This is a genomic window from Bradyrhizobium sp. MI1.10 (assembly GCF_055811035.1).
Genome location: NZ_JBVVPN010000007.1, coordinates 130,221 through 143,606 on the forward strand (window position 1 = coordinate 130,221; position 13,386 = coordinate 143,606).

Here is a 13,386-nt window from a genome sequence, read left to right on the forward strand (position 1 = left end):
ACCGACGACGCTTTAGGATATCGCTCGCGGCACTGCGGTGTTCGCTCCTCGTGAACGTCTCCTGAATTGTCGTCTACGCCTCGCGCTGCTGCTATTGCCGACCGGTTCGCGATTTTCCGGAAATGGTCATTGTCAGCTCGCGGACGCGACTTCAGCATGAAGGAGTAAGAACCCAAAGCGAGCGCGGCACCTGGCCTCTCAAGGGATGGTGCGCAACCTGTGAGGGCCACGAGGGGCTATGTTTCGTGGCGAGGAGAAGGGCTGCAGCGATGACGACAACTCGTCGAATTCCAGAACTCGACATCGATCCGTTTTCAATGGAGTTCTTCGACGATCCATATCACACGCACGATCTTCTACGCGAAACCGGACCGGTCGTCCGGCTTTCAAAATGGAACGTCTACGCGGTTGCCCGTCATCGGGAGGTTCGAGCCATTCTACATGACCACGTCAGCTTTTGCTCGAGCCGCGGTGCCGGACTGAGCGATTTTGCAAAGGAAGCGCCGTGGCGGCCGCCTAGCCTTATCCTTGAAGCAGATCCTCCGGAACATACCAGAATCCGCGCCGTCTTCGATCGAATACTGTCGCCGGCTCTCGTGAGAGACCTGCGGGAGCACTTCACAAGTATCGCTGAACTGAAGGCGGAGGAGGTGGTCTCAAAGGGCAATGTCGATGCTGTTTCCGATATTGCCGAGGCGTTCCCACTCTCAGTATTTCCTGATGCGGTTGGGCTGAAAAAAGAGGGGCGGGAGCATCTTCTTCCGTATGCCGGGGTCGTATTCAATGCTTTTGGCCCCCCGAATGAGCTTCGCCATCAGTCGCTGGAGCGGTCAATGCCTCATCAGGCTTATGTTCAAGAGCAGTGTCAACGGAAGAACCTCATGCCGGGAGGCTTGGGCGCGTCCATTTATTCTCGCGTTGAACTTGGCGAGATCAGCGATTTGGAAGCCCCATTGTTGGTGCGGTCACTGTTAAGCGCGGGCCTCGACACAACCGTCAATGCGTTAGGAGCAGCGTTGTATTGCCTGGCGCGCTTTCCGGACCAGTGGAGCCGGTTGAAGGGAGATCCCACACTGGCGCGCAAGGCGTTTCAGGAGGCAATCCGCTTCGAATCGCCAGTGCAAACCTTCTTCCGAACGACCACGCGCAAGGTCGAGATAGACGGCTTCGAAGTTCCAGCGGGCGAAAAGGTGCTGATGTTCCTGGGCGCCGCTAACCGCGATCGACGCAAATGGGACCGTCCGAATGAGTACGACATTTGTCGGCAAACGAGCGGGCACGTCGGCTTCGGTTCGGGAGTACACATGTGCAGCGGCCAATTCCTCGCACAGCTCGAGGGAGAAGTCATGCTGTCGGCTTTGGCGAGAAAAGTGAAATCAATCGAAATCTCGGGAGCGGTTCGGCGCCGCTACAATAACACGCTGCGCGGCCTAGACAGCCTTCCCGTTACCCTCAAAGCAATGGATTGACGCATGCCTTCCATAAAGTTCGTTCAGCCGTCCGGGAGCTCGGAATTTGTCCAGGCACGCGAGGGAGAGAGCGCAATGGAAGCGGCTACCCAGAACGCGATACCGGGCATTCTGGCTGAATGCGGCGGAAACGCCATGTGTGCGACGTGTCACGTTTACGTCGATGATGAATGGCTCGATCGACTGCCATCAGTCTTAGAGCAAGAGGAAGCGCTGCTCACCGAAGTCGCGGCCGAACGCCGCCAGACGAGCCGGTTGTCGTGCCAGATCCAGATGACGTCAGACCTCGACGGACTACTTCTCCACATTCCGAATAAGCAGATCTAAGTCCGAAGAAAGCCAATCCCGCTATTGCTGAACCGAAGGGTAACGAGATGAGAATGCGCGTGCTTACTTTGCTCATCATGGCCGCATTCGCCGCGCCGCAGATGGCGAACGCCGAATTGTCGGACAAGGTCGTCCGGATCGGCGTGCTCACCGACATGTCGGGACTTTATCAGGACACAAATGGTTCGGGGTCGGTCGAGGCTGCCAGGATGGCAGCGGAGGACTTCGAGAGTGCTCATAAAGGTATAAAGGTCGAGGTGATCTTTGCAGACCATCAGAATAAAGCCGATGTGGCGTCAGCGATCGTACGAAGATGGCTTGATGTCGACCGGGTCGATGCAGTGGTCGATGTGCCAAATTCGGCGGTCGGACTGGCGGTGAACTCGCTGCTCCGCGGTACAAGGGCGACCTTTCTCGCTGCGTCGACGGCCACATCCGAGCTTACCGGCAAGGAGTGCTCTCCCAACACCATCCAATGGGTCAATGACGTCTGGGCGACCGCGCATGCGACCTCGGCGGCAATGATGGAGCGTGGAGGCAAAGACTGGTATTTCATAACCGTGAACTTCGCGCTCGGCCAAGGCCTCGAGTCAGAAGCGACGAACTATATCGAAAAGCACGGCGGCAAAGTGTATGGCTCCAGCAAGCACCCCATCGGCACGTCGGACTTCGCGTCGTTCCTTTTGCAAGCCCAGAGTTCCAAGGCCAAGGTCATCGGGCTCGCAAATGCCGGCGGCGATACGGTCAACGCGATCAAGCAGGGGTCTGAATTCGGTATTCAGCAGGGCGGCCAGTCTATGGTCGCCTTCCTCCTCTTCATCAACGATGTTCACGGAATGGGTCTTAAGGTCGCGCAAGGTCTGCAATTGATCGAGGCGTTCTACTGGGACGCGGACGATGACACGCGAGCCTTCGCGAAGCGGTTCGCTGCGCGCGCTGGCATGAACGGAAAAATGCCGAGTGGAAACCAAGCTGGCGTCTATTCGTCGACGTTGACGTTTCTCGACGCGGTTGCCGCCACGCAAAGCGACGATTCGAACGCTGTGGTGCCGGAAATGAAGAAAGTGAATGGACGGGATAAGTTGTTCGGCGATATCAGAATTCGCGAGGACGGTCGCGTGATACATCCGATGCACTTGTTCGAGGTGAAGCGTCCGGAAGAATCGAGATATCCGTACGATTATTACAAGCATCTCTCGACCATCCCTTCGGAACGGGCATTTCGTCCTTTGGAAGCCGGTGGGTGTCCCTTGGTGAAATGAGCCTTCGCTTCCCCTTGCTCGACAATAGGACTGCTGGCGCCTGCCTTCGGCTGGGAATATGGTCAAGGCCGCCGCCGGCAAGGCACGCTGACCAGACGCCATGGCGGCCGAGGTGATCGAAATGGGGATCGTTGACGACCTTACACTTTTCGTGGAGACGGTCAGGGCCGGCAGCCTTTCTGCTGCAAGCCGTAAGACCGGCATTCCGAAGTCCAGCCTAAGCCGTCGTATCGGCGATCTCGAGAGCCAGCTTGGCGTGCACCTGCTTTACCGGGGGCCGAGAAATTTCTCCGCAACCGAAGTCGGAATTTCGATCTATGAACGGAGTGAGCGGATCAAGGAGGAGTTAGATGCCATTAAGGCGCTGGCGGAGAGCTTTTCAAATCACCCGTCAGGCAAGCTCCGCATCTCTTGCCCGGCCGTGCTGGCCGAAAGTCTGGTTTCCGAATTCGCGATCGGATTCTCGATCGTGCATACCGACGTTCGCATCACCCTGGATAGCGCGGTCGGTGCTTTCGATACCGCGATCGGCGACTATGACCTGATGATTCACCCGGCGCGCGGGGACACCATGGCCGACTCCGAGCTGGTCCGGCAAAAGCTTGCCGCCGCAAGCTACCGGCTCGTTGCCTCGCCTGGCTTCATGAAGCCACTCGGAATGATCAACGATCCATCGGAGCTTCAGGACCGGAACGGAATTGGCTGGGCGGCAGACGGCCATCTGGCACGCTGGACGCTCGTCAACCGAAACGCAAACACGACCGAATTGAACGTCAATCTGAAGTTCAGCGCGAACAACCTCAACGTGATCAGGCAGGCGGCGTTGAGCGGCGCCGGCTTGGCACGGTTGCCGCTAACGATGTGCGAAGCCGACCTCGTGGAAGGACGTCTGGTGCTTCCGCTGCCCGATTGGGCGCCGCCTTCTGTTACCGTTTATGCTCTTTACCCTTCGCGGCGGTCATTAACGCTTGCCGGCCGCCTGTTTGTGGCCGGATTGGCTCGTCATTTGCAGGACAGAATGCCGGCAGCCTAACCGAGTCGTGGCGAACAGCCCGCGGCCGACGAGACCTGATCCGCAATCATCCTGGGAACGCGGCTTGCAACGTGTCGCTTATTGCTTCGGCTGGCGATCAACGGACAAGAGGTTGGGAACTCCTGCGGCTATGCGAGCTGCCCGTTGCGTCCTCCATCCCGCTGAGAGCCGCCTGTCCCGGATTCGGAATGCACGGTCCCATTCCTGGGTCTCGACAAGCCCCGAACGAAATCTTTTAACAAACGAATGCGCGAGACAACGTAGTCATCGGGGGATGAGCTTGACGAACAAGATGGATGTGATTGGAAGGGGCGATGCGGCAAGCGTCGCAAGCGCCTCTCCGGCTGTTTCCGAAAGTCTTCAGCCGTCCTTTCTCAAAACCTTGCTGTTGTGTTTCCTAGCGATATTGCTCGACGGCCTTGATACGGGCTCCATCGGAGTAGCCGGTCCGGCAATCGCGGCTCACTTCGGCGTGTCGACAGCGTCCTTGACACTGCCATTTATCATGACAAGCATCGGAGCCGTGTTAGGATATCTGGCTTCCGGCTATCTGGTGGCCCGATGGCGGGCCCGACGTGTGTTGATTTTCAGCGTGATTGGATTCGGGGTGCTCACCTTGGCAACACCCTTTGCGAGTTCGATTATTGTCCTGTCCATCCTCCGCCTTGTCACGGCCATAGGACTTGGCGCTGCACTTCCCTCGGCCGTGGCGATCGCGGTCTTGCAGGCACCCGTCACGCTGCGAGCTGCCGCCACGATCGTGGTCGGAACGGGACTTGCTGCGGGTGGGGCCCTAGGCGGTGCGCTTGGCGGCCTTCTGACCAGAAAGTATGGCTGGGAGTCACTGTTCTACTTCGGAGGCGCGCTTCCATTGTTGCTGTCACTTGTACTGTTGCGCTGGCTGCCTGCGTCAGATGAAGCCGATGCTGCGGCAACGGCGGCGGGCGACAAGCGTATGGCGGGAAATCTGAAGCTCATCTCAAGCATATTTGCCGGTTCGCTCGGCGGTCGAACCGCAGGTCTCTGGGTCTTTTCATTTCTCATCTTCGCCGACGCCTATGCACTCATCTTCTGGCTGCCCCCGCTGCTGATCGGGTTCGGCTTTCCGGCCGCGGACGGCCAGTTCGCGGTCGGCTTCTTCAGCGCCGGCGGCCTCATCGCCAATTTGATTGTCGTGCCGCTGGTGGGCCGCTTCGCGGTCACCAGCGTGATGAGGATTGCCGCGTCGACGGCTGGGCTATGCGTGACTGGAATCGCGCTTTGGGCGACGACGTCGTGGGTCTGGGCGCTGATTCTAGGTGCCGGCGCCGGGCTTATCGCCTGTTCGGTCGGCCAGTCGGCGCTGGCCGTCTCAATCTATCCCGCGCCATTGCGAACCAACGGCGTCGGCTTCTCTGCGGCAGCGGGGCGGATCGGTTCGATCGTCGGGCCTGCTTTCGTTGGTCTGCTGTTCTCGCTTGGCTGGTCTCCGAAATCCATCGTCTTGGCGGCGGCCGTGCCGATCCTGGCCGCGATTCTCGTGCTGTTGCTCCTCCCGCGATCGGTTCAGGGCAGTGAGCTTTGGGATGTTTCCGCAGGGAAGCGGGGCACCTGATCGCATTTCGCGAGGTGCACCAAAACAGGCATTGGTCATGCAATGTTCAGGCTCCGCCCTTCTTCTACATGCCCTTCGCCTCGCTGCCGATCGACCCTGGACTTGTCGAAGCAATAAGTGAGCGTGGAGCAAACGGAAGGTCTCAATGCGAAACGACGGCTCTGTAGCGCGAAGGTTTGAGCTTGCAGAAGCGGGCAGCATTCGAGACCCGGCCAATGCCCCTCTTATCCAACACCAGGGGTTGGGAGTTAAGCTGCCCCCCGGTAGGAGAACAGCGCCTCCACGGCGGTGGGTTTAGCAATGTGGCGGTCTAGTGACTCGATCCCCGACAGATCACGGCATAGTCTAATGCGCTTACCCTCGCAGGCCTCGGCTGCTCGGCCGCCAGTCCAAGATCCCAATGACGCGCCGAGCGCCGTTCTCCCTGACTGCCGCCGCAACGAAATCGCAACGATTGGACGAAACGAGCGTGAACAAAACGGGACGGAAAGGCCATCCAGATCAAGAAAAATCAACGACTTAGAAGTTGTTCGCTGCGTTCGGGACGCTGGGCTCGCTCAGTCAGATGGTAATCTGAACCGAATGTCGGTATCGGTGGCTGCGCCTCCGAGATCTGAAACCTGCGTGGATCGTGCGATCGCGGGGACTGCAATCGAGCGGACTGCTTCAACGACGAATGTCATTGTTGACAGTGCCCAGTTGGATCACGATTGCCCGAGTTAAATCAAACTTCCCCATCATGGACTGGAGCGAGAGCACGGGTTTTTCAACCGGTTAGATGGCGTCGTGTGCACCGGGAGATCTAGAAAAATCTATCGTCAGCAAGAGTGGGGTATTCACTCTCTGACTCTCTGAAGGGATGCTGGGTCTATAGCTGGGTGCTTGCGTGAAGGCGGCTGATGCCCGTTATCAACGAGAGCTCGGCTTGGCGTGTTGTCGCGACTGTTTTGCGGTGAGGACAATCGTATTGGGGACCAGTCACGCCCTCTACCGTGGGCCACGATTTTGCGCGCCGGACTGCGATTTTATGCGATGTGTACCTTTGACGATCGCGGACGCTTCCAATAGTAGTAATTGCGTCGGCTTGGACCAAGGGTGAAGCCGTCGAGAGCTGACTGCTTCTTGGCGAAGTCGCTTCGAATTCCGGCCACATGTGCAGAAGCGGTGGTTTTCCGACTACGTCGAGACGCCAAACAGCTTGCGCACTGCCGGCAGCCACTCGCCAGTCATCGTGAACTCAAGCCCGAGCCGCGCTCCGACGGCAATCGCCAGCATTGTGATCGGCGCCGAGAGAGCGAGCGTTGAGAATGCGGCCAATCCCTGCCCGATGGTGCAGCCCATCGACATGATGCCGCCAATACCCATCAGAAGCGCGCCGCTCATGTGACGCTTCAATTCACGGGCGTCGTCGCAAGCCTCCCAGCGAAAGCCGCGCCCGAGCATGGCGGCGGCAAACGAGCCGACGACGACGCCGGCGACCGAGCTGATGCCAAAATTCAACCGCGCGCCGGAGAAGGTGGCGATGTAGAGGATGGTGTCGCCAAGCGGGGCAACGAAGGTGAGCGAGGAGACGCGCGCGGGATCGAATTCGTCATCCGCGAGCCACCCCGTCGCGAACCATCCGAACGTAATAGCGGCGCCGACGGCAAGACCGGAGACCAATAGTCGCGGCGACCGGATCAGCCGGCCATCCGCGAGCGCCCAGAAAGTGAGCGCGGCGGCAATCGACACGACGAGGATTGCGCGCATCGTGCTGCCGGCCCCGAGCAGCGAAGTTAGCGTCTGATTGTTGCCTTCGGTGAGGCGCACCGACAATGGCTCGATCAGCTTCACGCGGAGCATGCCGGTGATGCCGCGCATGGTCGCGAGCGCGGACAGGCCGAGCACTAGAAAGACCACGATGGCGCGTAGATCGCCACCGCCGATGCGCACCAGCGTGCCGAAACCGCAGGTCCCGACCAGCGCCATTCCGACGCCGAACATCAGCCCGCCGATGATCGCGCCGCCGAGGCCGATCGATGCTGTGAGATAGATCGACCGCGACAGGTCTACGATGCCGAACTCGGCCAGCGCTTGGGTCATGAGCAGGGCGACCGCCGCTGCCAGTGCAAAGGATTTCAGCCGGCGAAAATCCGATCCGAAGAACGCATCCTCGAACATCGCCAGCGTGCAAAAACGTCCCGCGCGGCCGGCAACGCCGAGCACGGCGCCGGCGGCAAGCCCACATGCAAACGCTATGGTCGATGTGCTCAGCATTCCCCGGCATCTGTTGGTTCTGCCTCGCGGGTAGTCTGCGCCGGTGGGTCGCGAAAAGCCAGCGCGGAAAATTACCGGCGGCGCCGGCGCACCGGCTCGCAGAACACGTCGTAAACGGCAGTGAGAATCTTGCGGACGTCCTCGCTCGCGAGACTGTAGTAGATCGTCTTGCCGTCGCGGCGAGTCGTTACCAGCCGATCGAGCCTCAACCGCGCCAGCTGCTGCGAGACGGTCGATTGTCGCTCGCCCAGGAACTGCTCGAGCTCGGTCACGGATTTCTCGCCCTCGGCGAGGATGCAGAGCAGCAGCAATCGGGACTCGTGCGACAGCGCCTTGAGCATGTCGCTCGCCTCGCGCGCCTTCTCGATCATCTGCTCGAGTTCGACGGAGCCCTCGATCTCCTTCAGCTTTGGCAACGGCATCGCGTCAAATTCTCCTGAGCAAAACCCGCAAGAACGGTCACGACCCCTTAAGCTCCGATCCCGTGCTTGACAGGATTCGGTCCAGGAGGCCGAAGAAAAAGGCATCCCCAGGATAGCCGCGAATGCGCCCGATCTCTCGGCCTTCTTGTACCACGACGAAGGTCGGCGTGAAGGCACCCGGATCGATTCCAGCGAGATCGGCGGGAAGGGGACCGTTGAGGTCGACCCGGCGCAGGGGTGCGGCCCGGCTTTCCCCGGTCTTGGCGTAGATCGGCGCGATCTCGGCGTTGAAGCGCGCGCACCAGGCGCAGCCGGCCCGCTCGAACATGACGAGCTCGGCGGCGCGCGACGCCGTCACGGGCAGCGCGAGCCCGACCGCGATTGCGAGCAAAATGATGATTCTGGTCATGCTGCGTCACCGGCCTCGTGGACTTGCTTGTAAACGGCTTGCTTGTAACGTCCCCGGCGCTTTATATCATTAAATTCGTATATGTGCTAGGGATGGGGCGCAATGACCTTGGACGTCACGCTTGGCGCGGCCTTTGTCGCCGGCCTGTTGTCGTTTCTGTCGCCGTGCATTCTGCCCCTGGTACCGCCCTTCCTGTGCTACATGGCCGGCGTATCGGTCACCGATCTGTCCGGCGGCAGGCCGGATCTACGGCCGCGCATCCTGATCTCCGCGCTGGCTTTCGTGGCTGGCTTCTCGCTGGTCTTCGTCGTGCTCGGCTCGACCGCGTCGATCGCGGGACGCTTCATCTCGGCGCATCTGTCGACGCTCGGCATCGTCGCCGGCGCCCTGATTATCGTCATGGGCCTGCATTTTGTGGGGCTATTCAGGATTCCGCTGCTCTATCGCAGTGCGACCGTGCAGGTCGACAGCCGTCCGGCCGGCGTGGCGGGAGCCTTCGTCATGGGCCTGGCATTTGCGTTTGGCTGGACGCCCTGCGCGGGACCGATTCTCGCCGCCGTGCTGCTGATGGCCGGCTCCGAGGATACGACCGGACGGGGCGCGCTACTGCTCTTCGCCTATTCGATCGGGACCGGCATTCCCTTCCTGGTCGCGGCTGCCTTCACCGGTCGCTTCATGGCCGCGCTCGGCCGTGTGCGCCGGCATCTCGGCCTGATCGAGAAGACGATGGGCGTCTTCCTGGTCGCGACCGGCCTGATGTTCCTGACCGGATTGATGCCCACCGTCTCGGAATGGCTGCTGGAGCATTTTCCTGGATTGACCCGCATCGGCTAAAGCATAATCCGGAAAAGTGCGCAGCAGTTTTCCCTCGCGACAAACGCGGAACGCGTTTGCGCGCAGATTATGCTTAAACAACAACCTAAAGCGCAATGACGATTCATCCTCATCGCATCTCGCTCTAGCCGTAACGAAAGTCGAGCAACTGGGCAAAGGACTGCAGCTCGATGAGGTTGCGATGCACGAGGGACCCGTCGCCCGCCATCGCGGCATGAGCGATCTCTTGGCTGCTGGCGATTGCGCCATCGATCAGGCGACGGAATTCACCTTGGGCAGCGATCTCGCCATTTACCCATTCGTTGCAGCGTATGAGCCGATCGCGGAATGCGCTCGCGGCGGCAACGGTCTCCTCGGCGTTCACCGGCGCCGGCCGTTCGCCGTGCCTGACAGCCGCGACACGCAACGCCTCCATGGCGGGCGCGATCTCGAAGATGCAATCGCCGAGATCGTACAGGCCTGCGTGACGCCTGAGCTCGTGAAAAGCCTGCCGAAGCGCAAGTAATTCGCGGCCGGCGGCGACGTCGTCCCCGCGGTCGAGGGCGCCCGTTGCCGTCACGAGCCGTTCGCGCCCCCGGTCGAGAAATCCTGACAGTTCGGCCGGCGCGTAAGCGGGCAGGGGATTGGAGCTGTCCGGCCCGAGCCGTTTCCACCTGGCGACCGCCTCATCGGTCTCGATCTGCGCCAGCGCGACGTTTCCGGTGCGCGCATAGCTCGCGGCGGTGCGCAGATTGGCCATGATCGGCGTCATCGCCGTCGCGAAATCCGCAGGTCTGTCGGCTCCCGCGCCGAGCGCGATTGCGTTCGACGCCAGCCATGCCAGCAGCACTATGGTGCAGCGCAAGATCGGAACTCCTTGTCACATTCGTGTATTCGAATATCATAATGAAAATGAGCAGCGCGCAAGATCTTCCAACGCAGAAAACCCCGACGTCGCTTCGCATGCCGACGCGGCGCGGCCTTCTCGCATTCGCATTTGGCGCGGCCTGGGCCGGCCGCGGCGTGGCGGCGGCCGAGCCCACGCCTGGAGAAGACGGGCTCTATCATGAGCCCTGGTTTCTGCAGAGCTTCCTCGATCTGCGCGAGGACCTGGAGAGTGCGGCCGCCGGCGGCAAGCGCCTCGCCATCATGTGGGAGCTGCGCGGCTGTCCCTATTGCCGCGAGACGCATCTGGTGAACTTCGCCGATGCCGGCATCGCGAGCTACATCCGCGACAATTTCGAGGTGTTGCAGCTCAATCTGATCGGCTCGCGCAAGGTGACCGACTTCGACCGCCAGGAATTATCCGAGAAAGAGCTCGCCCAGAAATACGGGATTCGGTTCACGCCGACCTTTCAATTCTTTCCGCCATCCCCCGACGGTCTCGAAGCCAAGGACGCGATCGCGCGCGAAGTGGCGCGGGCGCCCGGCTATCTCAAGCCGCAGCACTTCCTTTCGATGTTTCGCTTCGTGCGGGAGCGCGCCTATGAGCGCGGCTCGTTCCGGGATTTCCTGGCCGGGAATGGCTGACCGGACGCGTCGTTCGGATTTCGCTTGACGCCGCCTTTCATATGATCATATCATAATACTTGAATTTGATGGTCCGTCAGTCCATCGCCATCAAGAGCGGGCGTCACCCCGCGATCCCAAGGGTAGGAAACATGCGGCGCTCGCTTGCGGCTGCGTTTGCACTTTGCCTGTCGGCTGGCGGCGGTCTCGCCCAGCAGCCGATGCGAGAGCCGATCAAGGAGCCCATCAGGCTCGAAATCGTCGACGATTCCTTGCCGAAATCCCTGACCGGCGCGCCCGGCAATGCCGCCGCCGGCAAGAAGGTGTTTCTGACACGCACGCTCGGCAACTGCCTGGCCTGCCATCAGGTCACCAGCCTGAAGTCCGAGGAATTCCACGGCGAGTTCGGTCCGTCCCTGGACGGTGTCGCCGGCCGCTACACCGAGGCGCAATTGCGCCTCATCGTCGCCGACCCCAAGCGCATCTTCACCAACACGGTCATGCCGGCGTTCTTCAGGAACGAGGGCCTCAGCCGGGTGCGACCGGAATTCGCCGGCAAGTCCATTCTGACGGCCGCGCAGGTCGAGGACGTTATCGCTTATCTCAAGACGCTGAACTGACGGCGAGGAGGATCGGAATGAAAGCCATCAATCGACGGCAGGCATTTGCACTCGGGGGCGGCTTCATCATGCTGACGCTGATGCCGATGGCGGCCGATGCCGAAGTGACGAATGACGCGGCGAAGTGGATCGAGAAGTTCACCGGCGGCAAGCAGCCGGTCAAGGGCAAGATCGCGCTCGACCTGCCGGAGATCGCGGAGAACGGCAACACCGTGCCGCTGTCGATCAATATCGATAGCCCGATGACCGCGGAGTCCCACGTCACGGACGTTCTGATCATCGCGGACGGCAATCCGAATGCGGGCGTCGCGACGCTGTCGTTCACGCCGCTGTCCGGCAAGGCGGAAGCCTCGATCCGGATCCGGCTCGCGACCACGCAGAACGTGGTTGCGGTCGCGAAGATGAGCGACGGGTCGCTGTTCACGGAGCAGAAGACCGTCAAGGTCACCATCGGCGGCTGCGGCGGCTAAGAGCTTCAGGAGAGAAACAATGGCAGACAAACCGCGCATCAAGCTTCCGAAGGAAGCGGCCAAGGGCGAGGTCATCCAGATCAAGACCCTGGTCTCGCATCTGATGGAATCGGGCCAGCGCAAGGACGCGCAGGGCAAGACCATTCCGCGCAAGATCATCAACAAGTTCGCCTGCGAGTTCAACGGCAAGCCGGTGTTCTCCTGCGCACTCGAGCCGGCGATCTCGGCCAATCCCTACGTCCAGTTCGATGCCAGGATCGACGAATCCGGAACGTTCAAGTTCGCCTGGACCGACGACGACGGCTCGGTGATCACGGCCGAAGAGAAGATCGCGCTCAAGGCGTAACGCCGGAGAGGGAGAGGGCGGATGCTGTCGCGATATATTGGATTCGCCGTCGCGGTCGCCGCGGCCACATCGGTAGCGACATGTGCCTCCGCGCAGGAGGTCGAACGCAAGGGCATCCCGGCGCCCCCCGGACACGTCTTCAAGACCATCATCTCCGGCTACCAGTTCCGCAGCAAGGAAACGCGGGCGCTGCAGGACGACGATTTGGAGAACCCCGGCTTCCTCGCCGTCGAACGCGCGGCGGATGTCTGGAAGAAGGTCGAGGGCGGCGAGGGCAAGTCTTGCATGAGCTGCCACGGCGAGGCCGAGACCAGCATGAAGGGCGTCGGCGCGGCGATGCCGAAATGGGACGACAAGCTGAAGAAGCCGGTCAATCTCGAGCAGCGCATCAACATCTGCCGCAGCGAGCACATGAAGGCGGAGCCCTGGAAATTCAAATCCCAGGAGCTGACCGACATGACGACTTTCGTGCGCTATCAGTCGCACGGCATGAAGGTCTCGGTGAAGACCGACGGGCCGATGTCGCCCTGGTTCGAGCGCGGCAAGCAGATCTATTACACGCGCTATGGTCAGCTCGATCTCGCCTGCGAATCCTGCCACGAGCGCAACAACGGCAAGTTCATGCGCGCCGATTTCCTGAGCCAGGGCCAGACCAACGGCTTTCCGACCTATCGGCTGCGCGACCAGCGTGTGGTGCCGCTGCATGAGCGGTTCGAGGGCTGCATGTTCGACGTGCGGGCCGAGCCGTTTAAGCCGCTCTCGGACGAGTTCCTCGCGCTCGAGCTCTATGTGGCCTGGCGCGGCATCGGCTTGCCGGTCGAGACGCCGTCCGTCCGCAACTGAAACGATGAACCTG

The 13,386-nt window shown here is 60.9% G+C and carries 15 protein-coding genes; 11 read left to right on the forward strand and 4 right to left on the reverse strand.

Features of this window, described 5'->3' with window-relative positions:
* Positions 1-269: 269 nt before the first annotated feature.
* From AC0L3K_RS09990 to AC0L3K_RS10010, 5 genes are all read left to right on the forward strand, one after another.
* Complete coding sequence (locus tag AC0L3K_RS09990) at positions 270-1,469, forward strand: cytochrome P450 (RefSeq protein ID WP_473365866.1); 1,200 nt, start codon at positions 270-272, stop codon at positions 1,467-1,469.
* 3 nt (positions 1,470-1,472) lie between these two features.
* Positions 1,473-1,796 carry a 2Fe-2S iron-sulfur cluster-binding protein gene (locus tag AC0L3K_RS09995; protein ID WP_473255285.1) on the forward strand — a complete coding sequence of 108 codons (324 nt, stop codon included), beginning with the start codon at positions 1,473-1,475 and terminating at the stop codon, positions 1,794-1,796.
* Positions 1,797-1,849: 53 nt separating this feature from the next.
* The gene (locus AC0L3K_RS10000; RefSeq protein ID WP_473365867.1) at positions 1,850-3,058 is read left to right on the forward strand and encodes an ABC transporter substrate-binding protein; all 1,209 of its coding nucleotides are present in this window, start codon (positions 1,850-1,852) and stop codon (positions 3,056-3,058) included.
* Positions 3,059-3,158: 100 nt separating this feature from the next.
* Positions 3,159-4,091, forward strand: a complete 933-nt coding sequence (locus tag AC0L3K_RS10005; RefSeq protein ID WP_473255283.1) for a LysR substrate-binding domain-containing protein — start codon at positions 3,159-3,161, stop codon at positions 4,089-4,091.
* A gap of 280 nt (positions 4,092-4,371) precedes the next feature.
* Positions 4,372-5,685: an MFS transporter gene (locus AC0L3K_RS10010; RefSeq protein WP_157158663.1), complete on the forward strand. Its 1,314-nt coding sequence runs from the start codon at positions 4,372-4,374 to the stop codon at positions 5,683-5,685.
* 1,176 nt (positions 5,686-6,861) lie between these two features.
* Here the strand turns inward: AC0L3K_RS10010 and AC0L3K_RS10015 are convergent.
* The 3 genes from AC0L3K_RS10015 to AC0L3K_RS10025 form a co-directional block, all read right to left on the reverse strand.
* Positions 6,862-7,941, reverse strand: a complete 1,080-nt coding sequence (locus AC0L3K_RS10015) for a YeeE/YedE family protein (RefSeq protein WP_354128408.1) — start codon at positions 7,939-7,941, stop codon at positions 6,862-6,864.
* 71 nt (positions 7,942-8,012) lie between these two features.
* Complete coding sequence (locus tag AC0L3K_RS10020) at positions 8,013-8,363, reverse strand: ArsR/SmtB family transcription factor (RefSeq protein WP_007601673.1); 351 nt, start codon at positions 8,361-8,363, stop codon at positions 8,013-8,015.
* Between the two features lie 37 nt (positions 8,364-8,400).
* Complete coding sequence (locus AC0L3K_RS10025; RefSeq protein ID WP_007601675.1) at positions 8,401-8,772, reverse strand: thioredoxin domain-containing protein; 372 nt, start codon at positions 8,770-8,772, stop codon at positions 8,401-8,403.
* A 102-nt stretch (positions 8,773-8,874) separates the two neighbouring features.
* On the opposite strand from AC0L3K_RS10025, the gene AC0L3K_RS10030 reads away from it, so the two are divergent.
* The gene (locus AC0L3K_RS10030; RefSeq protein ID WP_473365868.1) at positions 8,875-9,606 is read left to right on the forward strand and encodes a cytochrome c biogenesis CcdA family protein; all 732 of its coding nucleotides are present in this window, start codon (positions 8,875-8,877) and stop codon (positions 9,604-9,606) included.
* A 124-nt stretch (positions 9,607-9,730) separates the two neighbouring features.
* Here the strand turns inward: AC0L3K_RS10030 and AC0L3K_RS10035 are convergent, their stop codons facing one another.
* Positions 9,731-10,450 (reverse strand): hypothetical protein, encoded by a 720-nt coding sequence (locus tag AC0L3K_RS10035; RefSeq protein ID WP_473365869.1) that lies wholly within the window; start codon positions 10,448-10,450, stop codon positions 9,731-9,733.
* 98 nt (positions 10,451-10,548) lie between these two features.
* Here AC0L3K_RS10035 and AC0L3K_RS10040 point away from each other — a divergent pair, with 98 nt between their 5' ends.
* From AC0L3K_RS10040 to soxA, 5 genes are all read left to right on the forward strand, one after another.
* Positions 10,549-11,115, forward strand: coding sequence for a SoxW family protein (locus tag AC0L3K_RS10040; protein ID WP_354128514.1), 567 nt, complete (start codon positions 10,549-10,551; stop codon positions 11,113-11,115).
* Between the two features lie 200 nt (positions 11,116-11,315).
* Positions 11,316-11,714, forward strand: coding sequence for a sulfur oxidation c-type cytochrome SoxX (gene soxX, locus AC0L3K_RS10045; RefSeq protein ID WP_051058552.1), 399 nt, complete (start codon positions 11,316-11,318; stop codon positions 11,712-11,714).
* Positions 11,715-11,731: 17 nt separating this feature from the next.
* Positions 11,732-12,184: a thiosulfate oxidation carrier protein SoxY gene (gene soxY / locus AC0L3K_RS10050; RefSeq protein ID WP_007601687.1), complete on the forward strand. Its 453-nt coding sequence runs from the start codon at positions 11,732-11,734 to the stop codon at positions 12,182-12,184.
* Between the two features lie 19 nt (positions 12,185-12,203).
* Positions 12,204-12,530: a thiosulfate oxidation carrier complex protein SoxZ gene (gene soxZ, locus AC0L3K_RS10055; protein ID WP_007601688.1), complete on the forward strand. Its 327-nt coding sequence runs from the start codon at positions 12,204-12,206 to the stop codon at positions 12,528-12,530.
* A 21-nt stretch (positions 12,531-12,551) separates the two neighbouring features.
* The gene (soxA, locus tag AC0L3K_RS10060; RefSeq protein WP_007601689.1) at positions 12,552-13,373 is read left to right on the forward strand and encodes a sulfur oxidation c-type cytochrome SoxA; all 822 of its coding nucleotides are present in this window, start codon (positions 12,552-12,554) and stop codon (positions 13,371-13,373) included.
* The last annotated feature ends 13 nt before the right edge of the window (positions 13,374-13,386 follow it).

Coding starts and splice junctions, on each gene's coding strand:
- AC0L3K_RS09995 (WP_473255285.1), top strand. CDS start 1,473: ATGCCTTCCATAAAGTTCGTTCAGCCGTCCGGGAGCTCGGAATTTGTC.
- soxZ (WP_007601688.1), top strand. CDS start 12,204: ATGGCAGACAAACCGCGCATCAAGCTTCCGAAGGAAGCGGCCAAGGGC.
- AC0L3K_RS10025 (WP_007601675.1), bottom strand. CDS start 8,772: ATGACCAGAATCATCATTTTGCTCGCAATCGCGGTCGGGCTCGCGCTG.
- AC0L3K_RS09990 (WP_473365866.1), top strand. CDS start 270: ATGACGACAACTCGTCGAATTCCAGAACTCGACATCGATCCGTTTTCA.
- AC0L3K_RS10015 (WP_354128408.1), bottom strand. CDS start 7,941: ATGCTGAGCACATCGACCATAGCGTTTGCATGTGGGCTTGCCGCCGGC.
- soxX (WP_051058552.1), top strand. CDS start 11,316: ATGCGAGAGCCGATCAAGGAGCCCATCAGGCTCGAAATCGTCGACGAT.
- AC0L3K_RS10000 (WP_473365867.1), top strand. CDS start 1,850: ATGCGCGTGCTTACTTTGCTCATCATGGCCGCATTCGCCGCGCCGCAG.
- AC0L3K_RS10005 (WP_473255283.1), top strand. CDS start 3,159: ATGGCGGCCGAGGTGATCGAAATGGGGATCGTTGACGACCTTACACTT.
- AC0L3K_RS10040 (WP_354128514.1), top strand. CDS start 10,549: ATGCCGACGCGGCGCGGCCTTCTCGCATTCGCATTTGGCGCGGCCTGG.
- AC0L3K_RS10020 (WP_007601673.1), bottom strand. CDS start 8,363: ATGCCGTTGCCAAAGCTGAAGGAGATCGAGGGCTCCGTCGAACTCGAG.
- soxY (WP_007601687.1), top strand. CDS start 11,732: ATGAAAGCCATCAATCGACGGCAGGCATTTGCACTCGGGGGCGGCTTC.
- AC0L3K_RS10030 (WP_473365868.1), top strand. CDS start 8,875: ATGACCTTGGACGTCACGCTTGGCGCGGCCTTTGTCGCCGGCCTGTTG.
- soxA (WP_007601689.1), top strand. CDS start 12,552: ATGCTGTCGCGATATATTGGATTCGCCGTCGCGGTCGCCGCGGCCACA.